The sequence below is a fragment of the Phaeovulum molybdatiresistens genome, assembly GCF_023544865.1.
In the GTDB taxonomy this organism is placed as follows: Bacteria; Pseudomonadota; Alphaproteobacteria; order Rhodobacterales; family Rhodobacteraceae; genus Pontitalea.
The window spans coordinates 369,249-393,613 of the sequence record NZ_JAMJFX010000001.1 but is presented as its reverse complement, the minus strand read 5'-3'; the positions used below and the strand labels follow the sequence as shown (position 1 = coordinate 393,613).

The window sequence follows — 24,365 nt, the reverse complement described above, 5'->3', positions numbered from 1 at the left end:
TTCCCTTCGTCTCGACAGGCGCGACAGATGCCCGTAAGTCTCGACCCATGAAAGAGCTTTTGCGCAGCACGGACCCGGTGAAACTGGCCCTTGCCACCGCCCTTCTTGAGGGCGAGGGTATAGACGCCTTTCAGATCGACGTCCACATGAGCGTGCTGGAAGGCAGCCTTGGCATTTTGCCGCGCCGTTTGATGGTGCGCGATGCCGATCTGTTCCTGGCGCGCGTGGTTCTGGGCGATAATGGCATCGGGTCCGACTGATGTTTGCCCCCGAAGATCTGACCCGGGACGGGTTTCTAGGTGGTCGCCTTCAGATCGCCCAACCGCGCCGGGGGTATCGCGCGGCGATGGACCCGGTTCTGCTGGCTGCGGCCTGCCCGGCCGCAGCGGGCGACAGCGTGCTGGAACTGGGCTGCGGGGTCGGGGTGGCAAGCCTGTGCCTTGGGGCGCGGGTGGCGGGGCTGCAGCTGACGGGGCTTGAACTGCAGCCCGCCTATGCCGATCTGGCGCGCGCCAATGCGGCGGCGAACGGGATCGGGCTTGAGGTGATGGCCGGCGATCTGGCGCGGATGCCGACGGATTTGCGTGCGCGCAGCTTTGATCACGTCATTGCCAACCCGCCCTATTTCGCCCCCGGCGGGGGCACCGCCGCCGCCGATCCGGGGCGCGAAACCGCCCAGCGTGAGGCGACGCCGCTTTCGCTTTGGGTGCAGCAGGGGCTGAAGCGGCTGCGCCCGGGGGGCTGGCTGACCCTGATCCAGAATGCCGATCGCCTGCCCGAGGCGCTGACCGCGCTGGCCGTGGGTGCCGGCAGCATCGCCGTTCTGCCGATCGCGGCGCGGCAGGGGCGGGCAGCGGGGCGGGTCATCGTGCAGGGCCGCAAGGGCGGGCGCGGGCCATTCCGCCTGCTGGCGCCGTTGGTGATTCACGCCGCCCCCCGCCATGATGGCGACCGTGAGGATCTGACCCCCGAGGCCCGCGCGATTCTGCGCGAAGGCGCCGATTTGCCCATGCCCCGTTAACGCTTTCGCAGCTTTTCGCGCAGCAAACTGCAATCGTGTCGCAGGGATGCGACAATCCCGTGACAAGTGGGGAAACTTGTGGTGGGATCAGATAACATCAACAGAAGAGGAGACTGCCATGTCGCTTGGTTCGCATATCACCGAACTGCGCAAGAAGCATGAAGCGTTGTCTGAGGCGGTGGAACGCGCGCAGCGTACCCCGGGCTTCGATGACCTGCAGATCGCCGAGATGAAGAAGCAAAAGCTCCGTCTCAAGGAAGAAATCAGCCGGCTGTCCGAGACTGCCTGACTCCCTGACCGGATCGACTTGCCCGCGCGGCCAATAGCGCGCCTGCAGTGATCAGTGCTGCTGCCAGACCCAGTTTCAGGCTGGCAGCAGTCACCCCCGCCAGAACCAGCGCCAGCGTCGACAACAGCGGCGCGGCATAGGACGCGGTTCCCAGCAACTGGATGTCACCGCGTTTCACGCCAACGTCCCATGTGTAGAAGGCAAGGCCGACCGGCCCCAGCCCCAGCGCCAGCACCGCGCCCCAACCCATCGCATCGGCGGGCCAGACCGTCTGTTCCAGGGCCATATGTGCCACGCCGGACAGGGCTGCGGTCGCCAGGCAATAGACCGCCACCGCCGCGGTCGGCACCGAACCCAGGCGCCGTGAAATCAGCGAATATCCCGACCAGGTCAGCGCGCAAAGGAAGGCAAGCCCATAACCCGGAAGCGATGCGGCCGAAGGCCCGATACCGCCCCCGGTCACGATCAGCGCCGCCCCGGCAAAGGCCGTCAGCGCGCCCAGAACATGCTGGCCCGTCAAGCGCTCGCCCGGCAACAGGCCGGAAAACACCACGATGAACAGTGGCCAGAGATAGGCGATCAGGCTTGCCTCGGCCGCCGGGGCCAGTCGCAGCGCCCAGAAATAAAGCAGGTGATAGCCGAACAGCGCCGCTGTGCCGAAGGCATAGACAGACAGCGGGATATGGCGCAGCACGGCAAAGCCGTCGGTGCGCGCGATCCAGACAATGCCGATAAGTCCGCCGATGGCGAAACAGATCGCGTTCAGTTGTAGCGGCGGCACGTCGGACGCGCCGACGGTGAACAGCGCCAGCAAGGCCCACATCAGGATGGCGGTAAAGCCGATTGCCGTGGCGCGGGTTTTGGTCATGAGTATCCCCAAACAGGAAAGGCCCGCACCATGCGGGCCTTTCGAGAAATTTGGAAGAGGTCAGACGAAGAACTGACCGCCATTTGCCGTGATCGTCGATCCGGTGATGAAACCGGCATCGTTCGAGGCCAGGAAGACCACGCAGCGGGCAATTTCCTCGGGTTCGCCCAGACGGCCGACCGGAATCTGCGCGATGATCGATTCGCGGACCTTTTCCGGCACCGCCATCACCATGTCGGTGCCGATATAGCCCGGGCAGATCGCGTTTACGGTGATCCCGGCGCGCGCGCCTTCCTGGGCAAGCGCCTTGGTGAAGCCAAGATCGCCCGCCTTCGCGGCGGAATAGTTCGCCTGGCCGAATTGACCCTTTTGGCCGTTGATCGAGGAAATCGTGATCACGCGGCCGAACTTGCGATCACGCATGCCCGGCCAAATCGGATGGGTCATGTTGAAGACACCCGACAGGTTGGTGTCCATGACCTCTTGCCACTGCTGGCGGGTCATCTTGTGAAAGGGCGCATCGCGGGTGATGCCCGCGTTATTCACCAGCACGTCGATGGGGCCCAGATCGGCCTCAACCTTCGCGATCCCGGCGGCGCATGCGTCGTAATCGGCCACCGACCATTTGTAGGTGGGGATGCCGGTTTCGGCGGTGAATTTCGCGGCCGCTTCGTCATTGCCGGCATAATTTGCCGCAACATTGTAGCCAGCGGTCTTGAGCGCGACCGAGATCGCCGCGCCGATGCCGCGCGACCCACCGGTGACAAGTGCTGTTCTGGACATGATTCCCCCTCAAATCAGATACGTTTGAAATCCTGTTACTGAATTTGCCGCGTATGCGCAATAATATTGCGCATACGATTTTGCAGTTGCAGCAGAATTCTGCAAATCAGGCCCGTTCCAGGCACATGGCAACGCCCATTCCGCCGCCGATGCACAGCGTGGCAAGGCCCTTTTTCGCGCCCGAACGCTGCATTTCAAACACCAGCGTGTTCAGGATGCGGCAGCCCGAGGCACCGATGGGGTGGCCGATCGCGATGGCGCCGCCATTCACGTTCACCTTCGACAGATCCCAGCCCATGTCCTTGTTCACCGCGCAGGCCTGCGCCGCAAAGGCCTCATTCGCCTCGATCAGGTCCAGGTCGGCGGCCGACCACCCTGCCTTTTCCAGCGCCTTGCGGCTTGCCGGGATCGGGCCGCAGCCCATGATCGAGGGGTCAATCCCTGCGGTGGCGTAGGATGCGATGCGCGCCAGCGGCGTCAGCCCGCGGCGGGTGGCCTCTTCCTCGCTCATCAAAAGGACAGCGGCGGCACCGTCATTGATGCCCGAAGCATTGCCCGCCGTGACCGAGCCATCCTTGGTGAAGGCCGGTTTCAGTTTCTGCATTGATTCAATCGTGGCGCCGTGGCGGATGTATTCGTCGTTGTCCACGATGATGTCGCCCTTGCGGGTCTTGACGATGAAGGGCGCGATTTCATCCTTGAACTTGCCGGCCTTTTGCGCGGCCTCGGCCTTGAGCTGGCTGGCAAGGGCGAATTCGTCCTGCATCTCGCGCGAGATCTGCCATTGCTGGGCTACGTTTTCGGCGGTTTGCCCCATGTGATAGCCGTTGAACGCATCCCACAGGCCATCCTTGATCATCGAGTCGATGAACTTCATGTCCCCCATCTTCTGCCCCGCGCGCAGATGCGCGACATGGGGCGACAGCGACATGTTTTCCTGCCCGCCCGCGATGACGATGGCCGCATCGCCCAGCTGGATATGCTGCGCGGCCAGCGCGACCGAGCGCAGGCCCGATCCGCAGACCTGGTTGATCGACCAGGCGGCGGCTTCGATCGGCAGGCCCGCCTTTACATGCGCCTGACGGGCCGGGTTCTGGCCCTGGCCTCCGGTCAGCACCTGGCCCAGGATGGTTTCGGACACTTCGGCCTTTTCGATCCCTGCGCGGGCCACGACCGCCTCGATGACCGCGGCGCCAAGGTCATGGGCGGGGGTGTTTGCGAAAGCACCGTTGAAACTGCCGACAGCGGTTCGTGCTGCCGAGACGATGACGACATTGGTCATGGATAAACTCCCTCGGACTCAAGGATAGGGGCGACGTGCCCCGTGCCGCTGCGCAGCATGACCCAAGGGCGGTCAAGGTCAAGTGCATTTGCGGACCAGCGGCCGATCGCCGCGCGCAATCGGGCCGGGGTCAGGCGCGCCTTGCGTTCGACGGGGTTTTCCACGGCGGCAGGATCGTCGGCGCCCCAAAGTAGAAGCCCTGCATGCAGTCGATCCCCAGGTCCATCAGATAGGCGGCGTCTTCGCCATTCTCGACCGCTTCGGCGACGGTCAGCATGTCGAAATGCCGCGCGACCGACAGAAGGGCGCCGGCCAGAACCTGATTGTCGGCATTTTCCGCGATGCCGCGAATGAACTGGCCGTCGATCTTGATCATGTCGAAATAGAATTCGCGCAAATACCGGAACGAGGTGTAGCCGGCGCCGAAATCATCCAGCGCAAAGCTGACGCCGCGGGCCTGCAGATCCTGCATGAAGACGCTGACCAGATCGGGCATCAGCATCGCAGAGCTTTCAGTGATTTCCAGAATCAGCCGTTCTGCGGCGGTTTCATCCACCGCAAGGCCACGGTTGAGCGTCTTCATCCAGTCCGGATAGCCGATCGAGCGCGCCGACATGTTGATCGACAGCCGCAGCCCCGGGTCTTCGGACAGCGAGATCAGCCCCATTTCCAGCGCCAGGCAGTCGATCTGGCGCCCCAGTTCGGTGGTTTCGACGGTGTTGATGAATTGACGCGCGGGAATCACCCGGCCGGTTTCGTCCAGGATGCGGATCAGTCCTTCGTAGAAGGCGGCCCGGTCGGGGCGCGCACTTTGCACGATGGGCTGGAAGGCCAGAACCACATCACGCCGACTGACGGCGCGGCGGACCATGGCCATCGTTTCCCGGTCGCGCTGGGCGACCGCGTAATCCAGGGGGCTGGCCATGCCCGCCTCGATCGGTTCGCCTGCGGCGGTGTCGCCCGTCGGGGATTCGGTGTATGGCATCGGCACGCTCCTTCCTGGTCGGGGGCAGATTGCCCCGAACCCACTAAGAAGCGGTAAAACTCGGACTTTGTTTCAAATGCGCGGCACTGTTCCTCAGGGGGCCATCAGCGCGGCGATCACGGCCTTGGCCTCGGGCGCGTCCCAGGCGGCCTCGCCGATCAGGCGGGCGACCTCGTGGCCATTGGCGTCCAGGATCACGCTGACGGGCAGGCCCACCACCCCCATCGCGCGGGCAAGTGCCTGACGTTCATCGCGAAATTTCGGCAGGCGCGTCACACCGGCTTCATCGAAGAACTTGTCGATCGCGGCGGGGGCGTTGCGGCCCGTGGCGACGGTGACCACCGCAAAACCATCGCCGCCCAGATCGGCCTGCAGGCGGTCCAGCGCGGGCATTTCCGCCCGGCATGGCGCGCACCAGGTCGCCCAGAAATTCACCAGCACCACCTTGCCGCGCCAGTCGGCCAGCGTTTTGGTGCCGCCATCGACATCCTGAAAGGCCACCTCGGGCACGGGGGCAGGTGGCGCGGTCAGCACCAGCTTGCGCATGTCGCCCTGCTTCAGGGGTTCCAGATCGGCGGCGGCCGCAGCATTTGCACCAAGCGCAAGGGCCGTATAAAGGACGAGAAACCGCAGCATATTGCCTCCGACGAAGGGCCTGACCATGACCGATACCGCCAAGGAACCCCAAGCCTCCAACGCGATGTGGGGCGGGCGCTTTGCCGCCGGACCCGACGCGATCATGGAGGCGATCAATGCCTCGATCGGGTTTGACCAGCGGCTTTACGCGCAGGATATCCGCGGCAGCCGGGCCCATGCGGCGATGTTGGCCGCACAAGGCATCATTGGTGATAGCGATGCAAAGGCGATCCGGGAAGGGCTGCTCACGGTCTTGTCAGAGATCGAGGCCGGCAATTTCCCTTTCCGCACCGCACTGGAAGACATCCACATGAACGTCGAGGCGCGACTGAAGGAAATCATCGGCGAACCGGCGGGCCGGCTGCACACCGCGCGGTCGCGCAATGACCAGGTGGCGACTGATTTCCGGCTGTGGGTGCGCGATCAGGCGGATGCGGCGATTTCGGGGCTGGAGGCGCTGATCCGCGCCTGTCTGGGCCAGGCCGAGGCGGGGGCCGATTGGGTGATGCCGGGCTTTACCCATCTGCAGACCGCGCAGCCGGTGACCTGGGGCCATCACATGATGGCCTATGTGGAAATGTTCGCCCGCGACAAGTCGCGCTTTGTCGATGCGCGCCGGCGGATGAACGAATGCCCGCTGGGCGCGGCGGCGCTGGCGGGGACCGGTTTTGCGATCGACAGGCACGCGACCGCCGCGGCGCTGGGCTTTGACCGGCCGATGGCCAACAGCCTGGATGCCGTGTCCGACCGCGATTTCGCGCTGGAATTCCTGTCCGCCGCCGCGATCTGCGCGGTGCATCTGTCGCGGCTGGCCGAAGAGCTGGTGATCTGGTCCTCGGCCCAGTTCCGCTTTGTGGCGATGTCGGACAAATGGTCCACCGGGTCGTCGATCATGCCGCAAAAGCGCAACCCCGACGCGGCCGAGCTGATCCGTGCCAAGATCGGCCGGATCCTTGGGTCGACCGTGGCCCTGTTCACCGTGATGAAGGGCCTGCCGCTGGCCTATTCCAAGGACATGCAGGAAGACAAGGAACAGGTGTTTGACGCCGCCGACAACCTGATGCTGTCGCTGGCCGCGATGGAAGGCATGCTGCGCGACCTGACCGTGAACCGCGACAAGCTGCTGGCGGCGGCCTCCAGCGGGTTTTCCACCGCGACCGATCTGGCCGACTGGCTGGTGCGCGAAGCGGGGCTGCCGTTCCGCGATGCCCATCACGTTACAGGCTCGCTTGTGGCCATGGCCGAGGCCAAGGGCTGCGACCTGCCGGACCTGACGCTGGCCGACATGCAGTCGGTGCATACGGCGATCAACGACAGCGTCTTTGCGGTTCTGGGGGTGCATAATTCCGTGGCCTCGCGCCAGTCCTATGGCGGAACCGCGCCCGATCAGGTGCGCGCCCAGATCGCCCGCTGGAAGGAGGCGCTGGCATGATCCGGCTGGTTCTGTTCGCCGGGGTTCTGGCGCTGGCGGCCTGCGGCGTCGACGGCCCGCCCCAGCACCCCGAGGGCACCGAGCCCGGCATCCGGATCGAGGGGACAGCCGTCTTTGGCATCACACGCGGCTGACCTTTTCAGACCGCGCCCGGCGCGCTACATCGCGCCTGTCCCCAACGGAGCCGCCCGAATGCCCCTTTCGCCCCTGCGTCTGAGCTATCTTGGCCTTGCGCTGATCGGCGCGGTGCTGCCGATGCGGTATTTCCTGGAATATCTGGCCGCGAACGGCTGGTCGCTGATCGCGCTGCGTGATGCCTGGTTCGTCAATGCCGCGACCGAGGGGTTGACCTGGGATCTGACCATCGCCGCCGCCGCGCTGACCGTCTGGATCGTGGCCGAGGTCCGGGTGCGCCGCAATTGGGTCGCGCTGGTGGCAATTCCTGCAACCTTCTGCATCGGCGTCAGCTGCGGGCTGCCGCTTTACCTGTATCTTCGAACCCGCAAGGTGGGCTGATGGATCATTTCCTTTACAAGAACGGCGTTCTGCATGCCGAAGACGTTTCGATCCCCGAGATCGCGGCCGCCGTCGGCACGCCGTTCTACGTCTATTCCACCGCGACGCTGACGCGCCATTACCGGCTGTTCGAAGAAGCCCTGGCCGGGATGGACCATCTGGTCTGCTTTGCCGTCAAGTCGAACGGCAATATTGCGGTGCTGCGGACGCTGGGCCAGCTGGGCGCAGGGATGGATGTGGTTTCGGGCGGGGAATATCTGCGCGCCAAGGCCGCCGGTGTGCCGGGCAAGCGGATCGTGTTTTCCGGCGTGGGCAAGACGCCCGCGGAAATCCGGCAGGCGCTGGAAGGCGGCATCCGTCAGTTCAACGTCGAATCCGAACCCGAGCTGCTGGCGATCTCCGCCATCGCGACCGAACTTGGGGTGCAGGCGCCCATCGCGATCCGCGTGAACCCCGATGTCGACGCCAAGACGCATGAAAAAATCGCCACCGGCAAATCGGAAAACAAGTTCGGCATCCCGATTGCCAAGGCCCGCGCCGTCTATGCCGAGGCTGCCGGCCTGCCGGGCATCAAGGTCGTGGGGGTCGATGTGCATATCGGCAGCCAACTGACCGACCTTGCCCCGTTCGAGGCGGCCTTCCTGAAGGTGCGCGAACTGACGCTGGCGCTGCGCGAAGATGGCCATGACATCATTCGGCTGGATCTGGGCGGCGGCCTTGGCATCCCCTACACGCGGTCAAACGAGGCGCCGCCCCTGCCGATCGAATATGGCGAGGTGATCCGCCGCACCGTCGGCGATCTGGGCTGCGAAATCGAGATCGAGCCGGGCCGGCTGATTTCCGGCAATGCCGGGCTGCTGGTGTCCTCGCTGATCTATCTGAAGGAAGGCGAGGGGCGCGATTTCCTGATCCTGGATGCCGCGATGAATGATCTGGTGCGCCCGTCGATGTATGGCGCGCATCATGACATCGTGCCGGTTGCCGAACCCGCGCCGGGCACGGAACAGCGTCCCTATGACATCGTTGGTCCGGTCTGCGAAACCGGCGATACCTTTGCCAAGGGCCGTGCCATGCCGCGGCTGGCGCCCGGCGATCTGGTGGCGTTCCGGTCCGCCGGGGCCTATGGCGCGGTGATGGCGTCCGAATACAACACCCGGCCCTTGGTGCCCGAGGTGCTAGTGAACGGGGATCAATTCGCCGTCATCCGCGCAAGGCCAAGCTTTGACGAAATCCTAGGACGCGATACCATCCCGGAATGGCTTTGACGGGGAATCCGCCCCGATAGCCCGCAGGGAGATATGGCAGCACACAGCCCCCGCCACCCCGAACCGACGGCCGCGGCGTTGAAACCCCTGGCCCGGCCGATCGCGCTGACGCGGGTCGGGATGGTGGTCGAACGCGCCCTTCGCGCCTTCTGGCCCGCGCTGTCGCTGCTGGCGCTGACGCTGGCGGCGCTGGCCTTTGGCGCGCAGGATCTGGCGGGTGCGCGCACGGTTCAGGCCGCGGCGGCGGTGCTGGCGCTGGGGGGTCTGGCAAGCCTGGGCTGGGGCCTGTGGCGGTTCCGCTGGCCTTCCCGGGCCGAGGCGGTGGCGCGGCTGGATGCCACATTGCCGGGCCGCCCCATCGCCGCGCTGACCGACCGGATGGCGCTGGGCGGGGCCGATCCGGCCGCCCGCGCGCTTTGGGCGGCGCATCAGGCGCGCATGGCGGCCCGCGCCGCAGCCGCCCGCCCGGTGCCGCCCGCCCCCGACCTGGCCCGCCGCGACCCCTTTGCCCTGCGGCTCAGCGCGCTGACCGCGCTGGTGGTGGCGCTGATCTTTGGCGCCCCCGCGCGGGTGGGCGACCTGATGTCCGTGGCCACCGGCGCGCCCGGCCCGGCCGAGGCCGCAATGGGCGCCGCCTGGGAAGGCTGGGCCGAGCCGCCGCGCTATACCGGCAAGCCGGGGCTATACCTGAACGCGATCACCGCCGACACGCTGGCGCTGCCCGAAGGCACGCGCCTGTCGTTCCGGTTCTACGGCCCGCTTGATACGATTGGCTTCAGCGAAACGGTTTCGAACCCCGCGGCGTTGCCGCAGCAGGGGCAGGCCGACCCCGGCCGCCGCGACCTTGAGGCGGTGCGATCGGGGCTGATCGCGATTACCGGGCCGGGTGGGCGCGAATTCCAGATCACCATCCAGCCCGATGCCGCCCCCGCGGTTGAGGTGACGGCGCTTGCGACCCGGCGCGCCGATGGCCGCCTGCAACAGCCCTTTCGCGCCCTCGACGATTACGGCGTGACCGGCGGTCAGGCGCGCATCACGCTGGATCTGGCCGTCGTGCCGCGCCGCTATGGCCTGGCCCTGCCGCCCGAGCCGCGTGAGGATCTGGTCTTTGACCTGCCCCTGCCGATCACCGGCAGCCGCGCCGATTTCACCGAATCCTTGGTCGAGGATGCCGCCCGCCACCCCTGGGCCAACCTGCCCGTCAAGCTGACGCTGGAGGTTGAAGATGGCCGCGCCCAGACCGGGCAAAGCACGGAACAGGTGATGGAATTGCCGGGCCGGCGCTTCTTCGATCCGCTGGCCGCGGCGCTGATCGAGGCGCGGCGCGATCTGTTGTGGTCGCGCGACAATGGCCCGCGCGTGGAACAATGGCTGCGCGCCGTGGCGCACCGCCCTGACGGGTTCATCAGGCGCGACGATGCCCGGCTGATGCTGCAGGTGGCGATCCGGCGGTTGGATGCGGCGCTGGATCAGGGCACGCTGGATGACCCCACGCGCGACGAACTGGCCGAGGCGCTGTGGCAGCTGGCCGAATTGCTGGAAGATGGCGGGCTGGCCGACGCGCTGGAGGCGATGCGCCAGGCGCAGGAACGCCTGTCCGAGGCGATCCGCAATGGCGCCTCGCCCGATGAAATCGCCAAGCTGATGCAGGAACTGAAAGAGGCGACCGATAATTACCTGCGCATGTTGGCCGAACAGGCCCCGCAGGAAGATGGCCCGCAATTCGGCCGCCAGCCTGAAAGCCAGCAGATCACCGGCGACCAGATCCAGCAGATGATGGATGAAATCCAGCGCCTGATGGAGGAAGGCCGCATGGCCGAGGCGCAGGAACTTCTGGATCAGCTGTCGCGGATGCTGGAAAATCTGCAGGTCCGGCAGGGGCAGGGCGGCGAGGGTGACATGCCCGGCGGGCAGGCGATGCGCGATCTGGGCGAAACGCTGCGTGAACAGCAACAACTGTCCGACGAGGCCTTCCGCGAAATGCAGCAGGGGCCGGGTCAGCAGGACGGCCAGCAGGGCCAGCCGCAGCCCGGTCAGGGCCAGGACTCAGGTGGCCCCCCGCAGGAGGGCCAATCCCAGGACAGGCAGCCGGGGGGCGGGCAGACGGGCGAACAGGGCCAGCCGGGCCAGCAGGGCGGCGAAGGCACGGATGAGGGCGCGGGCGATCAGGGCCGCTCGCTGGCCGAACGCCAGCGCGCGCTGCGCCAGGAACTGGGCCGCCAGGAAGGGCTTTTGCCGCGCCTCGGCAATGAGGCGGGCGATGCCGCGCGCCAGCGTCTGAATGATGCTGGCCGCGCGATGGAACAGGCCGAAGAGGCGCTGCGGCGGGGTGACAACGGCACCGCCATTGACCGGCAGGCCGATGCGATCGAGGCGCTGCGCGAGGGGATGCGGTCCCTGGGCGAGGCGCTGGCCCAGGAAGAAGGGCGCCAACAAGGCCAGCAGGGCGAACAGCGACTGGGCCAGGCGGGAAGCGGGCAGGGCCGCGACTTGCCGCGCGACCCGCTGGGCCGGACGCTGGGCGAGGGCGGGCGCATCGGCACCGATGATCCGATGCTGGGCGGTGAAGATGTCTATCGCCGGGCGCGCGATCTGCTGGACGAAATCCGCCGCCGGTCCGGCGAAAGGCTGCGCTCGGACGAGGAACTGGATTACCTGCGCCGCCTGCTGGACCGGTTCTGACCGCGCGTGGCGGTCAGCCGCCGGTCTGGGCCTGCAGGGCCTCGGTCATGTCGCGCAGGCGCTGGTCCAGCCAGATGCGCCCGCGATCCACCTGGGTGACATAACCGTCCAGCGCGGGCGCCAGCGCCGGCACCGCGCCGCCGATCCGGGGCGCGAAGGCATAGACCCACAGCGCCGCCACCGCGATCAGCACCGCCGTGAAAAACCCCAGCCGAAAGCCCGACCGCTGACGCGCGATCATCTGCGGCGCGTCGATCGCCGCGGGTTCCCCCACCCGGTCTGACGTCGCCCGCAGCGATGAGCTGATTTCCTCGACATCGGGCAAAAGCTCGCGCCGGGGGGCGACGGGGGCGGGGTCTTCGCCCACCTCGTCCTCGGGGGCTTCGGTGGCGCCCATCAGCTGCGCCACGCGGTCGCCTTCGGGCGCGGGGGCATCGCCGCGCTGCCCGCGCCGCTGTGCCACCGCGCGGGCGATGGCATCGCCTGCGGGGTCCCGGTCGGCGGGGGCGGCAGCATGGATGGGGGCGTCTTCCAGGCCCAGATCGGGCTGCATTTCCAGCGCCGTGCCTTCGGCGCGGCGCGCCTCGGCCTCGCGCGCGGCTTCTTCGCGCAGGATTGCCAGAAGGTTGGAATCGAGCGCCCGGCGCGGTGTTGCCCCCGGTGCGGGGGCGGGGCTCAGGTCCGCCCCTGCCTCATCATCTTCGGCCACGTCGCTATCGTCTGCGTCGTCATCGGCGGGGGCCTGCGCCTGCGGGGCGGGATCTTGGGGGCGCAGGCTGGCGGCCACGGCGGCGGCAATCGCGTCTTCGTCTTGCGGCGTTTCCTGGGGGGCCGGTGTTGCCTGCGGGGCCGGTGCGGCGGCGCTGGCCTTGCCGGTCTGAAACCAGGTGTGCCCGCAGTTCGAACACTGCACATCGCGCCCGCCATCGGGGATGACGCTGTCATCCACTTCGTACTGCGCCTGGCAGTTCGGACATGTCAGCCGCATCGCGCCCTCACCCTGCTCGGATCGTTCTTGCTCTTCTGGCAATCTGCCTGCGCATGTTGTAGCAAGCGCCGAGGCGTTATCCAAGCATTTGCGTGCCGGCGTTGCCGGGGGCGATGCGGGATCAGAACAGGGATTGGCCGGTGATCGAGCTGCAGAATGTCGCGATGAGCTATGGCGGCGGGGATCTGTTTTCCGAGATCTCGTTGAAACTTGCGCCGGGTTCGTTCCATTTCCTGACCGGGCCGTCGGGCGCGGGCAAGACCACGCTGCTCAAGCTGTGCTATGCTGAACTGATGCCCTCGGCGGGGCATGTGTCCTTCATGGGGCGCGATGTGCGCACGATGGGGCGCGATGACATCGCCGCGCTGCGCGGGCGGATCGGCGTGGTGCATCAGGATTGCCAGTTCCTGGATCACCTTTCGGTGGCGGAAAACGTGGCCCTGCCGCTGACCGTGGCGCGCCGCCCGCTGGATGCGCGTGAGTTGATGGAGCTTTTGGGCTGGGTCGGGCTGAAGGCGCAGGCCGATGCGCTGCCGCCGCAGTTGTCGGGGGGCGAACGTCAGCGCGCGGCATTGGCGCGGGCGGTGATCATGTCGCCCGATGTGCTGCTGGCGGATGAGCCGACCGGCAACCTGGATTGGGACATGTCGCTGCGGCTTTTGACGCTGCTGGTCGAGTTGAACCGGATGGGCAAGACCGTGCTGATCGCGACGCATGACCTGAACCTGATCCGCGCCGCGAAACAGCAGGTATCCGCGCGGGTGCTGCGGATCGCCAACCGGCGGCTGCAACTGGCGGGGGCAGATCTGTGATGCGGGCGGTTCTGGCCTTGATCCGCGCGGACGGGCGCGGCGTTGACCGGGTGGTGCCGCCGACCGGGCACACCGCCTGGCTGACGGTGCTGTCGGCGGCGGCGATGGCGTTTCTGGCGGTTTTTGCGCTGGCGCTGGCGCTGGCGACGGGGCGGCTGGCGGATCGCTGGTCGGATGCGCTGGCGCGGTCGGCCACCATTCGCATCTCGGCCCCGGTCGATCAGATGCCGACCCAGACCCGCGCGGTGCTTGAGGTGCTGGCCACGACGCCCGGCATTGCCGATTACCGCGCGCTGGACGAGGATGAGATGCGCGCCCTACTGGACCCCTGGTTCGGCCCCGACCTGCCGGTCGAGACGCTGCCCCTGCCGCAGCTGATCGCGCTGACCGAAACCGCCGAGGGTGTGGACGGCGAAGGCCTGCGCCTGCGCCTTGCCGCCGAGGCGCCCGGCGCGGTGCTGGACGATCACACCCGCTGGCGCCGCCCACTGGTATCGGCGGCGGAACGGTTGCGGTTTCTGGGCCTGATCTCGCTGGTGCTGATCGGTGGGGCGACGGCGGGCATGATCACGCTGGCCGCGCAGGCCGCGCTGGCCGCCAATGGCCAGGTGATCCGCGTGCTGCGGCTGGTCGGCGCGCGCGACAGCTATATCGCGCGGGCCTTCGTGCGCCGATTCACGTTGCGCGGGCTGTCGGGTGCGGCGCTGGGCACGGTGCTGGGCATGATCGCCGTGGCGCTGCTGCCCGAGGCGGATGCGGCGGGCGGCTTCCTGACCGGGCTGGGGTTCGAAGGCGCCGGCTGGCTGTGGCCGATGATGATACCGCCGATGGCCGCGGCGGTGGCCTTTGCCGCGACGCGCGCCGCCGCGCTGCGCATGTTGAGGGGGATCAGATGAGCCACGCGCTGCAATATGTCCGTTCGGTCCTGTTCATCGTGCAGATGTATGTGATGCTGGCGGTGATCGCGGTGGGCCTGCTGCCGGTGGCCATTCTGGGCGGCCGCGCCGGGGCGATCTGGGTCTGCCAGACCTATTGCCACTGGGTCGTGTTCACCGCGCGCTGGATGATCGGCCTGCGGTCCGAGGTGCGCGGCACCCCGCCCACAGGCGATGTGCTGATCGCGGCCAAGCATCAAAGCTTTCTAGACATCCTGCTGATCTTCCGCGCCGTGCCGCAGGGCCGCTTCATCATGAAGAAGGAACTGGTCTGGGCGCCCTTCGTGGGTTGGTATGCATGGTTGATCGGCTGCATCCCGGTGGACCGGGGCAAGCGCGGCGCCGCGATCCGCGCGATGCTGGCCGAGGCGAATGGCGGGCGCCACAAGGGCGGCCAGCTGATCATCTTTTCCCAAGGCACGCGTGTCGCGCCCGGCGCCAAGGTGCCCTACAAGGTGGGCACGGCGGCGCTCTACCGCGATCTGGGCCAGCCCTGCGTGCCGGTGGCCACGAATGTCGGCGTGTTCTGGCCGCGTCGGTCGATGTATCGCAAACCCGGACTGGCGGTGGTGGAATTCCTGCCTACGATCCATCCCGGTGTCGATACCCAGGAATTCATGACCCGGCTGGAGGAAGCGGTGGAAACCGCCTCGGACCGGCTGATGGCCGAGGCGGGCTTTGGCCGCTAGGTCGCACTAGCGCGTCAGGCGAATTTCAGCGTGACGATGCCGCCGACGATGGCCGCGATGCCGGCCAGGCGCAGCGGCGTGAAGGGTTCATCCAGCAAAATAACCGCCGCCAGCGCGGTGCCCACCGCGCCGATGCCCACCCAGACCGCATAGGCCGTGCCCACCGGCAGCGATTTCATCGCCAGGCTGAGCAGCCAGAAACTTGCCAAGGCGCCCAGAATCGTCAGCGCCGACGGGATCGGGCGGGTGAAGCCTTCGGAATATTTCAGCCCCAGCGCCCAGGCGGTTTCCAGAAATCCAGCGATCAGCACCAGTGCCCAAGGGCTCATGCAGCCAGGCCCTTGGACCCCATGTCCAGGAACTTGCGGCGGCGGTCCTTGATCAGTTCGGCCGGTTTCTTGCCTTTCAGCGCATCCAGCATCGCCGCGATTTCCGCGCCCACGGCGGCAATTGCCGCCTCGCGCCCGCGTTGCGCGCCACCCACGGGTTCCTTGATGATGCTGTCGATCACGCCCAGCTTCTTGAGGTCTTGCGCGGTCAGGCGCAGTGCCTCGGCGGCCTCGCGCATCTTTTCGGAATCCTTCCACAGGATCGAGGCGCAGCCCTCGGGCGAAATCACCGAATAGACGGAATGTTCCAGCATGGCGATCCGGTCGGCCGTGGCAAAGGCCACCGCCCCGCCGGATCCGCCCTCGCCGATGATGACCGACACCAGCGGCACGCCGATGCCAAGGCATTTCTGCGTGGACCGGGCGATCGCCTCGGACTGGCCGCGTTCTTCGGCGCCCTTGCCGGGGTAGGCGCCGGGCGTGTCGATCAGCGTCACCACCGGCAGGCCGAAACGGTGCGCCATGTCCATCAGCCGGATCGCCTTGCGATAGCCTTCGGGCCGGGCCATGCCGAAATTGCGGGTGATGCGGCTGGCGGTGTCATGGCCCTTTTCATGCCCGATCACCATCACGGGCATGTCGTTGAACCGGGCCAGCCCGCCCATCACCGCATGGTCATCGGCAAAGTTGCGATCACCCGCCAGCGGCGTGTATTCGGTGAACAGCCCCTCGATGTAATCCTTGCAATGGGGCCGGTCGGGGTGGCGGGCCACCTGGCATTTGCGCCAGGGCGACAGATCCTTGTAGAGGTCGGCCAGCAGCTGCTCGGCCTTGCGGTCCAGCGCGGCGGCCTCTTTCTCGACGTCCATCTCCTCGTTCTTGCGCGCCAGCGCCCGCAGCTCTTCGGCCTTGCCTTCGATTTCGGCCAGGGGCTTTTCGAACTCGAGATAGGTGGTCATCGGATCCCTCCGTTGCATAACCCGGCCTATATGAAGCCCCGGCGGTGGAATTGCAACTGAGCGCCGGGTGGCTGGGCAGGTTCCGGGCGCGCGGATGGTGCCGCGCGCGCCGGTTGGGAAGGGGCGGTTACTGGACGCCGGCAAGCGCCAGCAGCTTGGCGAACTGATCGGCCGACAGGACGGTGCGCCAGTTGTCTGCGCAGTCCGAGCGCATCATCATCAGCCGGGTTTCATTGGCGCCGATCCGTTCGGCCAGGGCCTGGCGTTCCTCGCGCGGGGCGCCGGCTGCGATCGCGGCACGCAATTCGGTGCGCAGCGCGACGGTTTCATCCTCAACCGCCTTGCGTTTGGCGGGCATGGTCGCGACCCAGTCCTTGACCGCGGCGCGCTGTGGCTCATCCAGGCCCAGGGCATCCGCGTTTTTCGACAACACCCCGGTCAGCGCGACGATCGGCGTGGCCAGGCCGGTTTCGGCGGGATTCGACGGCGCCATCTGGGCGGCGGCCGCGCCTGCGGTCAGGCAGGCGGCAAGGACGATCGGAAGAAGCTTTGTTCTCATCGCAAGACCCAAAAAGCAGTGTGAATGAACGCCGCGCGAAACGCCCCGCGCCGCGCGGCCAAAGTGGTCTGCGGGTCGGGCCTTGACCATGCGGCATGGTGTCCGGGTGCGGGACAGGGCGCGCGTGTGGGGACGGGGGCAAAAACGGAAACGCCCCGACCGGCGGGTCGGGGCGTTCCTGTTCCCTCATGCTGGCCGGGCCTCCCCTCCCTGCCGCTCCGGGATTCGCAATCTTCTTAACCGGCGATCATCTCTGCCTGTCGCACGATCACTTCTGCCTGACGAATGGACGCTATGTCAACCAGGCGGCCTTTGTAAGTGGTGGCGCCCAGGCCCTCGGCCTTGGCTTTTTCCATCGCGGCCAGGATTTCGCGGGCCTCGGCCACGGCGGCCTCGGACGGGGTGAAGACCTCATTGGCCAGGGCCACCTGTTTCGGGTGGATCGCCCATTTGCCGACCATGCCCAGCGTGGCCGAACGCAGCGCCTGCGCGCGGAAGCCTTCGTCATCGGAAAAGTCGCCGAACGGGCCATCGACCGGCAGGATGCCATGCGTGCGGCAGGCGGCGACGATGGCGGCCTGCGCCCAGTGCCACGGGTCCGACCAGTATTTCGCGCCTTCGCGCAGCATGTAGTAGTTTTCCTGCGTGCCGCCGATACCGGTGGTGGCCATGCCCATCGAGGCGGCGAAATCCGCCGCCCCCAGGCTCATGGCCTGAAGGCGCGGGGACGCGGCCGCGATTTCCTCGACATGGGCGATGCCGGCGGCGGATTCGATGATCACCTCAAGGCTGATGCGCTTCTTGCGGCCCTTGGCGGCCTCAACCGCGGTGACCAGTGCGTCGACGGCATAGACATCGGCGGCACAACCGACCTTGGGGATCATGATCTGGTCAATGCGTTCAGAGCCCTGTTCCAGCAGGTCCACCACATCGCGATACCAGTAGGGGGTATCCAGCCCGTTGATGCGGACCGACAGATACTTGTTGCCCCAGTCGATGTCATGGCTGGCCTGGATGATGTTCGCGCGGGCCTGTGCCTTGTCGTCGGGGGCCACCGAATCTTCCAGGTCGAGGTTGATCACGTCGGCGGCCGATTTCGCCATCTTCTCGAACAGCGCGGGGCGCGAACCGGGGCCGAACAACTGGCAGCGGTTGGGACGGGCGGGGGCAGCGGGCTGGACGCGGAAGCTCATGGCGGGCCTTTCGCAAGGATGTTTCGGTTTTTGCTGCCGGTGGGATAGATTATTGCGCCAACGGTTTCAAGCACCCTTTCGCAGGCGCAGAAAGTGGTGGTGCCGGTGGACCTGTCGGGCATCCTCTGACAGGCTGTGCCGGTGGGGGGTGCGGAAGCCTCCGGCGGGGATATTTGGGCAAAGCCGAAGGGGGCGCGGATGATTTCGGTGACTGCGGATGTGTTCCGTTTGGCCGAGGTGTTCACCATCTCGCGCGGGGCGCGGACCGAGGCGCGGGTGCTGACGGTGCGGGTCGCGCGGGGTGGGCATGAGGGGCGGGGTGAATGTGTGCCCTATGCCCGCTATGGCGAAAGCCTGGACAGCGTGGCGGCCCAGATCGAGGGGCTGCCCGAGGGGATCAGCCGCGCCGCGCTGCAGGATGCCTTGCCGCCCGGTGCGGCGCGCAATGCGGTGGATTGCGCCCTGTGGGATCTGGAGGCGAAGGCCGCGGGCAAGCGGGTCTGGGATCTGTCGGGGCTGCCTGTGCCGGGACCATTGGTCACCGCCTATACCCTGTCGCTGGACACGCCCGAACGGATGCGTGCCGCCGCCGCGCGTCATGCGCATCGTCCCATCCTGAAGATCAAGCTGGGCACGCCCGATGACATGCCCCGGCTGGAGGCGGTGCGCGCAGGCGCCCCCCGCGCGCGCATCATCGTCGATGCGAATGAGGGCTGGACCGCCGATGTCTATGCCCATCTGGCCCCGCATCTGGTGCGTCTGGGCGTGGCGATGGTGGAACAGCCGCTGTCTGCCGGTGCCGATGAGATGCTGGCCGAAATCGCCCGCCCGCTGCCGGTCTGTGCCGATGAAAGCTGTCATGACCGCGCCAGCCTGGATCATCTGGCGGGCAAGTATGACATTGTGAACATCAAGCTGGACAAGACCGGCGGCCTGACCGAGGCGCTTGCGCTGCGCGATCTGGCGCGGGTTGAGGGCTATGGCGTGATGGTTGGCTGCATGGTGGGGTCTAGCCTTGCAATGGCGCCGGCGGTTCTGGTGGGGCAGGGGGCGGGGATCGTCGATCTGGACGGGCCGTTGCTGCTGGCCGAGGATCGCGCCCATCCGCTGCATTACGACGCGCAAGGGGTGCATCCGCCCGAGGCGGCGCTGTGGGGCTGAGGGGCTTGACGCCCACGGGCCCGAGGATCAAAAGCGAGGCAACCTGATCCCACCCGAGGAGGCCGTGATGAGCCGGACTGTCTATGTGAATGGCGCCTATGTTCCCGAGGCGGAGGCCCATGTGTCGGTCTTTGACCGCGGCTTCCTGATGGCCGATGGCGTCTATGAGGTGACCTCGGTTCTGGATGGCAAGCTGATCGACTTTGCCGGCCACCTGAAGCGGCTGGCCCGGTCGCTGTCCGAGCTGGAGATCGAGAACCCGCTGAGCGATGCCGACTGGCTGGCCGTGCACCGCGAGATGGTGGCGCGCAACGCCATCACCGACGGTCTGGTCTATCTGCAGGTCACCCGCGGCAATCCGGGCGACCGCGACTTTGCCTTCCCCGATCCGGCAAAGACCAAGCCGACGGTGGTGCTGTTCACCCAGTCCAAGCCGGGTTTGGCCGACAATCCGCAGGCGCGCACCGGGCTGAAGGTGATCAGCATCGACGACATCCGCTGGGGTCGGCGCGACATCAAGACGGTGCAGCTGCTGTATCCGTCGATGGGCAAGATGATGGCGAAGAAGGCCGGGGTGGATGATGCCTGGTTCGTCGAGGATGGGCTGGTGACCGAGGGCACATCGAACAACGCCTATATCGTGACGGGCAACAAGATCATCACCCGTCAGCTGTCCAACGACATCCTGCACGGGATCACCCGCGCCGCCGTGCTGCGCTATGCCGCCGAGGCGCAGATGGAGGTGGAAGAACGGTCCTTTACCGTGGCCGAGGCAAAGGCGGCGGATGAGGCCTTCATCACCTCGGCCTCGGCTTTCGTGATGCCGGTGGTCGAACTGGACGGGGCCCGGATCGGCGCGGGTGTGCCCGGCCCGGTGGCGACCCGCCTGCGCGAGATCTACCTGGAGGAAAGCCGCAAGGCGGCGGTCTGAAGGGCGGCGGTCTGGCCCGTCTCAGGGCCGGGGATAGCGATAGATCAGACAACCCGAGGGGCGTTCAAAGCGCCCCTCATTCATTTGTGCATCGGGGATCAGCGCGGGCCGTTCAAACCCTGCGCAAAGGCGAAAGCTGGTGTCGCTGGCGCGTTCATAGCGATAGGGCGCGCCGGTGAAGGGGTCTTCGAACGGGGTGTCCTGGCGGCAGGCATCCGAACGGGTCAGGGCCTCGGGCAGGCGGTGGTCGGCGGCATCGGCCAGGCAGATGACATAATCGCCAAGCGCGGCCAGATCCGCCAGGCGCCGGGCGTTACGTTTTTCCATCCGCCCCGTGCCCGGCCCCCCGGTGACCATCAGGCCCAGCCCGATCGCCGCCGCAACGGCGACGCCGATCAGGATTGGCGGCAGCTGGTCAGCGCGCATCGCCATCGCCCCGTGTTTCCTGCCGGAAGACCAGGAAGATCGCGCCCGCCACCAGGCCCACCACCCCCGCCTTCAGCACGAACCGCAGGGTCAGATCGCCGCTGAGCATGGCGTGGATCACCGTGATCAGATCGCCCAGAAGCGCGATCGCGGCCAGGAACAGCGTGATTTGCCCCACCCATTTGCGCACGGTTGACCGGCGCTTGCCGGGGTCGGTGCGGGTGTCGCGCAGGATGCGCGCGTTCAGCCATAAAAACAGCGGGGCAAAGACGGCCAGCGTGGCGATCGACCAGCGCATCCCGCCCAGCTGATAGGCCGCCCAATCGGGTTGCCCCGGTTCGGGCAGCCAGCGGTCGATCAGCATGAAGGACAGCGCCGTCAGGTGCCAGGCGGTCATCGCCAGCGCCACAAACATCAGCCCGTAGACAAAGGCCTCGCGCGCCGAGACATAGGGGCGCGGGCGCGGCACCGGCGGCAGAAAGGTGCCTTCGGCCCAGGCCTGCATCGCCTCGGATATCTCGGCCGGGGTCCAGCCTGCGGTGCGCAGCGCGGCCTCGATCTCGGGGCGGGGGCGGCCAGCGATCAGGGCATCGCGCACGAAGGCGGCAAGGTGGTCGGCGTTGCGCATGGGGCCTCCGGTCGGGCGGGCTTTGGCCAAGGCTAGGCCCGGGCGGTGGCGGCGGTCAAGCGGGCGTCACAGCCCGGTCGCGGCCAGCACCTGTTCCAGCACCGGGGCCAGGCGGTCGGCCCAGGCGATCTGATCGGCGGGGGTGGCGATCAGGTCGTTGCGGACCTCGATCAGCACATTGGGCCGGCCCGGGGTCAGCGCGTGGCGGTCGATGGCATCGCCGTCCAGATGGCCGCTGTAGGGTTCATTGTCGCCCACGCACAGGCCAAGATCGCGCAGCGCCGCGATCAGCGGCAGCGCCAGCCGCGTGTCGCGATGCGAATACAGCACACCCACCTGCCAGGGCCGTGGCGCGCGCCCGCGCAGACAGGGCGTAAAGCTGTGCACCGCGCAGATCACCGTATCGCCGCGCCGCCCCGCCAGATCGGCATAGGCGGCGTGATAGGGGCGATACAGCCGCGCCAGACGGCGCTCGACCTCGGGGGCGTCGGCATGGCGATTGGCGGGGATGATGGTGCCGTCATAAAGCCGCATCACCAGGGTCGGGTCATCCTCGCCCCGGTTCGGGTCGATCACCAGACGCGAAAAATTGCTCAGGATCGCGGGGGCATCCAGCCGTTCGGCCAGCGCCCGCGTCAGCCCCGCCGCGCCCACGTCATAGGCGATGTGGCGCGCCATGTCCTGCGCGTCGATCCCCAAGGTGCCGTCCCCGACCCAGGCCGGCACCCGGTTGGTGGCATGATCGCAGGTGACCAGCCAGCGCCCCGCCCGCCCCGCGCCAAGAATTTCGTAAGCCGGATCTGTCATGTCCCTGTCGTCCCCCTGTCCCAGACAGGATTTACGCCAGCCGCGGAAGGAGTGCCAGTTGCCCTGCGGGACATTTTGCGCCATAGCTTGCCCTGGCCCACGACGCACAGAAACCGAACGGAGACAAAGGCAGAATGAGACGCCTTCGCAACGTCAAGATCGTGGCCACTTTGGGCCCCGCTTCCTCTGATTACGACACCATCCGCGCCCTGTTCGAGGCCGGGGCCGATGTGTTCCGCCTGAACATGAGCCACGGCACCCATGCCGAACAGAAGGCCCGCCACGACATCATCCGCCAGATCGAGGCCGATACCGGCCGCCCGATCGCGATTCTGGCCGACCTGCAGGGGCCCAAGCTGCGCGTGGGCACCTTTGCCGCCGGTGCCGCCGATCTGGAGGAAGGGGCGAAGTTCCGCTTTGACCTGAACCCGGCCGAGGGCGAAAGCCACCGCGTCTGCCTGCCGCATCCCGAAATCTTTGCCGCCCTTGAACCCGGCGCGACGCTTTTGGTCAATGACGGCAAGATCCGCCTGCGGGTGGATGATTGTGGCCCCGATTTCGCCGATTGCACCGTCACCACGGGCGGCACGATTTCCAACCGCAAGGGCGTGAACGTCCCCGATGTGGTTCTGCCGCTGGCCGCGCTGTCCGACAAGGACCGCGCCGATCTGGAATTTGCCTGCGAACTGGGCGTGGACTGGCTGGCGCTGTCGTTCGTGCAGCGCCCCGAAGACGTGACCGAGGCGCGCGATCTGGCGCGCGGGCGTGCCGCGATCCTGTCCAAGATCGAAAAGCCCGCCGCAGTGAAGGCCTTTGCCGAAATCCTGAAAGTTTCCGACGGGATCATGGTGGCGCGCGGCGATCTGGGGGTGGAACTGCCCGTCCATTCCGTGCCCCCGATCCAGAAGCGGCTGGTGCGCGCCTGCCGCGCCGCGGCCAAGCCGGTGATCGTGGCCACCCAGATGCTGGAAAGCATGATCGAAAGCCCGATGCCGACGCGCGCCGAAATCTCGGACGTAGCGACCGCGATCTATGAGGGCGCCGATGCGGTGATGCTGTCGGCCGAATCCGCCGCCGGGCGCTACCCGGTCGAGGCGGTGGCGACGATGAACGCCACCGCGATCTCGGTCGAGGGGGACCCCACCTTCCGCGAGGTGATCGAGGCCAGCCGAACCGTCAAACGCCAGACCGTCGCCGATGGCATCGTCGCCGCCGCGCGTGAGATTGCCGAGGCGACCGATATCGCCGCGATCTGCTGCTACACCCAATCGGGCGGCACCGTGCGCCTTGTCGCGCGCGAACGCCCCCGCGTGCCGATCATCGCGCTGTCGCCCTTGCTGACCACGCTGCGTCGGTTGTGCCTGACCTGGGGCACCCACAACATCCGCTGTGAAGAGGTGGAACGCTTCAAGATGGCCGTGGTCAATGCCGCCCGTTCGGCGCGCGATTTCGGCTTTGCCGATGAGACCAACCAGATCGTTGTCACCGCCGGCGTGCCCTTCAACGTGCCGGGCACCACCAACATCCTGCGCGTGGCGCCCTGTGACGAACGATTGATTTTCCGCACCGATCCGGAATAGGCTGAACCTGCAGTCCGGTAGGAGAGGGGCGCGATGACAAGCGACCACGTTCTGGTGATGGGATTTCTGATTGCCGCCCTGGCAATTCCCGCCGCCATTTCCGCCTTTGCCGACAGCCGCCCGCCCCGGGCGGCCACCATTGCCATCATGGTCGGCGGGGGCATGATCCTGCTGGCGGTGCTGACGCGGCCAGGCGGCTATGCCGCCGCCCAGATCCCGGTGGTCTTCGCGCGTGTGCTGGCGGACCTTTGGCGGTGATGCCCCGGTGCTGACCCGCGCCGATTATCCCTTGCCAATCCCCGCGCGCCCGGCTATCAGGCCCGCTCTATGAGCCTGCGCGGCCGGCCGGTGAGGCATGCCGAGTCGCGTAAACACCCACTCGAAAGAGGAGATGGAAATGCCCAAGATGAAGACCAAATCCGCGGCCAAGAAGCGGTTTTCCTTCACCGCCACCGGCAAGGTGAAGTCCGGCGCGGCCGGCAAGCGCCACGGCATGATCAAGCGCTCGACGAAGTTCATCCGCGACAGCGCGGGCACGATGGTCCTGGCCGATTGCGATGCCAAGATCGTCAAGAAATACATGCCCTATAACCGCTGATCTGGAGGCTG

At 67.0% G+C, this 24,365-nt stretch carries 29 protein-coding genes; 16 read left to right on the top strand and 13 right to left on the bottom strand.

The genetic code is table 11. The features are described from left to right. Positions 1-47 precede the first annotated feature (47 nt). From MXB90_RS01945 to MXB90_RS01935, 3 genes are all read left to right on the top strand, one after another. Positions 48-260, top strand: coding sequence for a putative signal transducing protein (locus tag MXB90_RS01945; protein WP_250040325.1), 213 nt, complete (start codon positions 48-50; stop codon positions 258-260). Further along, a complete protein-coding gene (locus MXB90_RS01940; RefSeq protein WP_250040324.1) occupies positions 260-1,021 on the top strand; it encodes a tRNA1(Val) (adenine(37)-N6)-methyltransferase in 762 nt (253 codons plus the stop codon). The genes MXB90_RS01945 and MXB90_RS01940 overlap by 1 nt, the downstream gene beginning before the upstream one ends. A 118-nt stretch (positions 1,022-1,139) precedes the next feature. Continuing rightward, the gene (locus tag MXB90_RS01935) at positions 1,140-1,310 is read left to right on the top strand and encodes a YdcH family protein (RefSeq protein WP_250040323.1); all 171 of its coding nucleotides are present in this window, start codon (positions 1,140-1,142) and stop codon (positions 1,308-1,310) included. Here MXB90_RS01935 and yddG read toward each other — a convergent pair. From yddG to MXB90_RS01910, 5 genes are all read right to left on the bottom strand, one after another. Beyond that, complete coding sequence (gene yddG, locus MXB90_RS01930) at positions 1,285-2,178, bottom strand: aromatic amino acid exporter YddG (RefSeq protein ID WP_250040322.1); 894 nt, start codon at positions 2,176-2,178, stop codon at positions 1,285-1,287. The two genes, MXB90_RS01935 and yddG, sit on opposite strands and share 26 nt — an antisense overlap. A 60-nt stretch (positions 2,179-2,238) precedes the next feature. Continuing rightward, positions 2,239-2,961 carry a beta-ketoacyl-ACP reductase gene (gene phbB, locus MXB90_RS01925; protein ID WP_250040319.1) on the bottom strand — a complete coding sequence of 241 codons (723 nt, stop codon included), beginning with the start codon at positions 2,959-2,961 and terminating at the stop codon, positions 2,239-2,241. Positions 2,962-3,067: 106 nt separating this feature from the next. Beyond that, entirely contained in the window at positions 3,068-4,243 is a 1,176-nt protein-coding gene (locus MXB90_RS01920; RefSeq protein ID WP_250040316.1) for an acetyl-CoA C-acetyltransferase, read from the bottom strand. A gap of 130 nt (positions 4,244-4,373) precedes the next feature. After that, the gene (locus MXB90_RS01915) at positions 4,374-5,228 is read right to left on the bottom strand and encodes an EAL domain-containing protein (protein ID WP_250040314.1); all 855 of its coding nucleotides are present in this window, start codon (positions 5,226-5,228) and stop codon (positions 4,374-4,376) included. A 93-nt stretch (positions 5,229-5,321) separates the two neighbouring features. Beyond that, positions 5,322-5,864 (bottom strand): TlpA family protein disulfide reductase, encoded by a 543-nt coding sequence (locus MXB90_RS01910; RefSeq protein WP_250040312.1) that lies wholly within the window; start codon positions 5,862-5,864, stop codon positions 5,322-5,324. Between the two features lie 25 nt (positions 5,865-5,889). On the opposite strand from MXB90_RS01910, the gene argH reads away from it, so the two are divergent. Genes argH through MXB90_RS01885 form a run of 5 tightly spaced genes read left to right on the top strand, consistent with a single transcriptional unit; the run spans position 5,890 to position 11,759 of the window. Then, positions 5,890-7,296, top strand: a complete 1,407-nt coding sequence (argH, locus tag MXB90_RS01905; protein WP_250040310.1) for an argininosuccinate lyase — start codon at positions 5,890-5,892, stop codon at positions 7,294-7,296. Further along, the gene (locus tag MXB90_RS01900; protein WP_250040308.1) at positions 7,293-7,430 is read left to right on the top strand and encodes a lipoprotein; all 138 of its coding nucleotides are present in this window, start codon (positions 7,293-7,295) and stop codon (positions 7,428-7,430) included. Before argH ends, MXB90_RS01900 begins: the two co-directional genes overlap by 4 nt. Positions 7,431-7,488: 58 nt before the next feature. Further along, complete coding sequence (locus MXB90_RS01895; RefSeq protein WP_250040305.1) at positions 7,489-7,812, top strand: DUF2834 domain-containing protein; 324 nt, start codon at positions 7,489-7,491, stop codon at positions 7,810-7,812. Further along, positions 7,812-9,077, top strand: coding sequence for a diaminopimelate decarboxylase (gene lysA / locus MXB90_RS01890; protein ID WP_250040296.1), 1,266 nt, complete (start codon positions 7,812-7,814; stop codon positions 9,075-9,077). Before MXB90_RS01895 ends, lysA begins: the two co-directional genes overlap by 1 nt. Before the next feature lie 33 nt (positions 9,078-9,110). Continuing rightward, entirely contained in the window at positions 9,111-11,759 is a 2,649-nt protein-coding gene (locus MXB90_RS01885; protein ID WP_250040294.1) for a TIGR02302 family protein, read from the top strand. A gap of 13 nt (positions 11,760-11,772) precedes the next feature. Here MXB90_RS01885 and MXB90_RS01880 read toward each other — a convergent pair whose 3' ends face one another. Then, positions 11,773-12,789: a zinc-ribbon domain-containing protein gene (locus MXB90_RS01880; RefSeq protein WP_250040291.1), complete on the bottom strand. Its 1,017-nt coding sequence runs from the start codon at positions 12,787-12,789 to the stop codon at positions 11,773-11,775. Positions 12,790-12,887: 98 nt separating this feature from the next. Between MXB90_RS01880 and MXB90_RS01875 the strand changes: the two genes are divergently transcribed. The 3 genes from MXB90_RS01875 to MXB90_RS01865 are packed head-to-tail and all read left to right on the top strand — an operon-like array spanning position 12,888 to position 15,183. Continuing rightward, complete coding sequence (locus tag MXB90_RS01875) at positions 12,888-13,559, top strand: cell division ATP-binding protein FtsE (protein ID WP_250040288.1); 672 nt, start codon at positions 12,888-12,890, stop codon at positions 13,557-13,559. Beyond that, complete coding sequence (locus tag MXB90_RS01870) at positions 13,559-14,455, top strand: cell division protein FtsX (RefSeq protein WP_250040576.1); 897 nt, start codon at positions 13,559-13,561, stop codon at positions 14,453-14,455. Before MXB90_RS01875 ends, MXB90_RS01870 begins: the two co-directional genes overlap by 1 nt. Continuing rightward, positions 14,452-15,183: a lysophospholipid acyltransferase family protein gene (locus MXB90_RS01865; RefSeq protein ID WP_250040286.1), complete on the top strand. Its 732-nt coding sequence runs from the start codon at positions 14,452-14,454 to the stop codon at positions 15,181-15,183. The genes MXB90_RS01870 and MXB90_RS01865 overlap by 4 nt, the downstream gene beginning before the upstream one ends. A gap of 14 nt (positions 15,184-15,197) precedes the next feature. Here the strand turns inward: MXB90_RS01865 and MXB90_RS01860 are convergent, their stop codons facing one another. The 4 genes from MXB90_RS01860 to MXB90_RS01845 form a co-directional block, all read right to left on the bottom strand. Continuing rightward, positions 15,198-15,512: a DMT family transporter gene (locus MXB90_RS01860; protein WP_250040284.1), complete on the bottom strand. Its 315-nt coding sequence runs from the start codon at positions 15,510-15,512 to the stop codon at positions 15,198-15,200. Continuing rightward, on the bottom strand, positions 15,509-16,471 hold the full coding sequence (locus MXB90_RS01855; protein ID WP_250040281.1) for an acetyl-CoA carboxylase carboxyltransferase subunit alpha: 963 nt from the start codon (positions 16,469-16,471) through the stop codon (positions 15,509-15,511). Before MXB90_RS01855 ends, MXB90_RS01860 begins: the two co-directional genes overlap by 4 nt. Positions 16,472-16,598: 127 nt before the next feature. Then, positions 16,599-17,030, bottom strand: coding sequence for a hypothetical protein (locus MXB90_RS01850; RefSeq protein ID WP_250040279.1), 432 nt, complete (start codon positions 17,028-17,030; stop codon positions 16,599-16,601). A 236-nt stretch (positions 17,031-17,266) separates the two neighbouring features. Further along, positions 17,267-18,223, bottom strand: a complete 957-nt coding sequence (locus MXB90_RS01845; protein ID WP_250040278.1) for an L-malyl-CoA/beta-methylmalyl-CoA lyase — start codon at positions 18,221-18,223, stop codon at positions 17,267-17,269. 198 nt (positions 18,224-18,421) lie between these two features. Between MXB90_RS01845 and dgcA the strand changes: the two genes are divergently transcribed. Together dgcA and MXB90_RS01835 are read left to right on the top strand one after the other, a co-directional pair. Beyond that, positions 18,422-19,384 carry an N-acetyl-D-Glu racemase DgcA gene (gene dgcA / locus MXB90_RS01840; RefSeq protein ID WP_250040277.1) on the top strand — a complete coding sequence of 321 codons (963 nt, stop codon included), beginning with the start codon at positions 18,422-18,424 and terminating at the stop codon, positions 19,382-19,384. Positions 19,385-19,451: 67 nt separating this feature from the next. After that, on the top strand, positions 19,452-20,315 hold the full coding sequence (locus tag MXB90_RS01835; protein ID WP_250040276.1) for a D-amino-acid transaminase: 864 nt from the start codon (positions 19,452-19,454) through the stop codon (positions 20,313-20,315). 21 nt (positions 20,316-20,336) lie between these two features. Here MXB90_RS01835 and MXB90_RS01830 read toward each other — a convergent pair whose 3' ends face one another. The 3 genes from MXB90_RS01830 to MXB90_RS01820 all read right to left on the bottom strand — a co-directional run bounded on the left by MXB90_RS01830 (position 20,337) and on the right by MXB90_RS01820 (position 22,176). Continuing rightward, complete coding sequence (locus tag MXB90_RS01830; protein ID WP_250040275.1) at positions 20,337-20,741, bottom strand: hypothetical protein; 405 nt, start codon at positions 20,739-20,741, stop codon at positions 20,337-20,339. Next, complete coding sequence (locus MXB90_RS01825) at positions 20,731-21,369, bottom strand: DUF5671 domain-containing protein (RefSeq protein ID WP_250040274.1); 639 nt, start codon at positions 21,367-21,369, stop codon at positions 20,731-20,733. The genes MXB90_RS01830 and MXB90_RS01825 overlap by 11 nt, the downstream gene beginning before the upstream one ends. Before the next feature lie 66 nt (positions 21,370-21,435). Then, positions 21,436-22,176, bottom strand: a complete 741-nt coding sequence (locus MXB90_RS01820) for an N-formylglutamate amidohydrolase (RefSeq protein ID WP_250040272.1) — start codon at positions 22,174-22,176, stop codon at positions 21,436-21,438. Between the two features lie 134 nt (positions 22,177-22,310). Here MXB90_RS01820 and pyk point away from each other — a divergent pair, with 134 nt between their 5' ends. The 3 genes from pyk (at position 22,311) to rpmI (ending at position 24,354) form a co-directional block, all read left to right on the top strand. Continuing rightward, positions 22,311-23,756, top strand: a complete 1,446-nt coding sequence (gene pyk / locus MXB90_RS01815; protein WP_250040270.1) for a pyruvate kinase — start codon at positions 22,311-22,313, stop codon at positions 23,754-23,756. Between the two features lie 33 nt (positions 23,757-23,789). Further along, complete coding sequence (locus MXB90_RS01810; RefSeq protein WP_250040268.1) at positions 23,790-24,014, top strand: hypothetical protein; 225 nt, start codon at positions 23,790-23,792, stop codon at positions 24,012-24,014. Positions 24,015-24,153: 139 nt separating this feature from the next. Next, on the top strand, positions 24,154-24,354 hold the full coding sequence (gene rpmI, locus MXB90_RS01805; protein WP_250040266.1) for a 50S ribosomal protein L35: 201 nt from the start codon (positions 24,154-24,156) through the stop codon (positions 24,352-24,354). The last annotated feature ends 11 nt before the right edge of the window (positions 24,355-24,365 follow it).

Coding starts and splice junctions, on each gene's coding strand:
- MXB90_RS01900 (WP_250040308.1), top strand. CDS start 7,293: ATGATCCGGCTGGTTCTGTTCGCCGGGGTTCTGGCGCTGGCGGCCTGC.
- MXB90_RS01915 (WP_250040314.1), bottom strand. CDS start 5,228: ATGCCATACACCGAATCCCCGACGGGCGACACCGCCGCAGGCGAACCG.
- MXB90_RS01940 (WP_250040324.1), top strand. CDS start 260: ATGTTTGCCCCCGAAGATCTGACCCGGGACGGGTTTCTAGGTGGTCGC.
- MXB90_RS01935 (WP_250040323.1), top strand. CDS start 1,140: ATGTCGCTTGGTTCGCATATCACCGAACTGCGCAAGAAGCATGAAGCG.
- yddG (WP_250040322.1), bottom strand. CDS start 2,178: ATGACCAAAACCCGCGCCACGGCAATCGGCTTTACCGCCATCCTGATG.
- MXB90_RS01810 (WP_250040268.1), top strand. CDS start 23,790: ATGACAAGCGACCACGTTCTGGTGATGGGATTTCTGATTGCCGCCCTG.
- MXB90_RS01855 (WP_250040281.1), bottom strand. CDS start 16,471: ATGACCACCTATCTCGAGTTCGAAAAGCCCCTGGCCGAAATCGAAGGC.
- MXB90_RS01860 (WP_250040284.1), bottom strand. CDS start 15,512: ATGAGCCCTTGGGCACTGGTGCTGATCGCTGGATTTCTGGAAACCGCC.
- MXB90_RS01835 (WP_250040276.1), top strand. CDS start 19,452: ATGAGCCGGACTGTCTATGTGAATGGCGCCTATGTTCCCGAGGCGGAG.
- pyk (WP_250040270.1), top strand. CDS start 22,311: ATGAGACGCCTTCGCAACGTCAAGATCGTGGCCACTTTGGGCCCCGCT.
- MXB90_RS01870 (WP_250040576.1), top strand. CDS start 13,559: ATGCGGGCGGTTCTGGCCTTGATCCGCGCGGACGGGCGCGGCGTTGAC.
- MXB90_RS01895 (WP_250040305.1), top strand. CDS start 7,489: ATGCCCCTTTCGCCCCTGCGTCTGAGCTATCTTGGCCTTGCGCTGATC.
- MXB90_RS01920 (WP_250040316.1), bottom strand. CDS start 4,243: ATGACCAATGTCGTCATCGTCTCGGCAGCACGAACCGCTGTCGGCAGT.
- MXB90_RS01850 (WP_250040279.1), bottom strand. CDS start 17,030: ATGAGAACAAAGCTTCTTCCGATCGTCCTTGCCGCCTGCCTGACCGCA.
- MXB90_RS01885 (WP_250040294.1), top strand. CDS start 9,111: ATGGCAGCACACAGCCCCCGCCACCCCGAACCGACGGCCGCGGCGTTG.
- dgcA (WP_250040277.1), top strand. CDS start 18,422: ATGATTTCGGTGACTGCGGATGTGTTCCGTTTGGCCGAGGTGTTCACC.
- MXB90_RS01845 (WP_250040278.1), bottom strand. CDS start 18,223: ATGAGCTTCCGCGTCCAGCCCGCTGCCCCCGCCCGTCCCAACCGCTGC.
- phbB (WP_250040319.1), bottom strand. CDS start 2,961: ATGTCCAGAACAGCACTTGTCACCGGTGGGTCGCGCGGCATCGGCGCG.
- MXB90_RS01830 (WP_250040275.1), bottom strand. CDS start 20,741: ATGCGCGCTGACCAGCTGCCGCCAATCCTGATCGGCGTCGCCGTTGCG.
- lysA (WP_250040296.1), top strand. CDS start 7,812: ATGGATCATTTCCTTTACAAGAACGGCGTTCTGCATGCCGAAGACGTT.
- MXB90_RS01825 (WP_250040274.1), bottom strand. CDS start 21,369: ATGCGCAACGCCGACCACCTTGCCGCCTTCGTGCGCGATGCCCTGATC.
- MXB90_RS01910 (WP_250040312.1), bottom strand. CDS start 5,864: ATGCTGCGGTTTCTCGTCCTTTATACGGCCCTTGCGCTTGGTGCAAAT.
- MXB90_RS01945 (WP_250040325.1), top strand. CDS start 48: ATGAAAGAGCTTTTGCGCAGCACGGACCCGGTGAAACTGGCCCTTGCC.
- MXB90_RS01865 (WP_250040286.1), top strand. CDS start 14,452: ATGAGCCACGCGCTGCAATATGTCCGTTCGGTCCTGTTCATCGTGCAG.
- MXB90_RS01820 (WP_250040272.1), bottom strand. CDS start 22,176: ATGACAGATCCGGCTTACGAAATTCTTGGCGCGGGGCGGGCGGGGCGC.
- argH (WP_250040310.1), top strand. CDS start 5,890: ATGACCGATACCGCCAAGGAACCCCAAGCCTCCAACGCGATGTGGGGC.
- rpmI (WP_250040266.1), top strand. CDS start 24,154: ATGCCCAAGATGAAGACCAAATCCGCGGCCAAGAAGCGGTTTTCCTTC.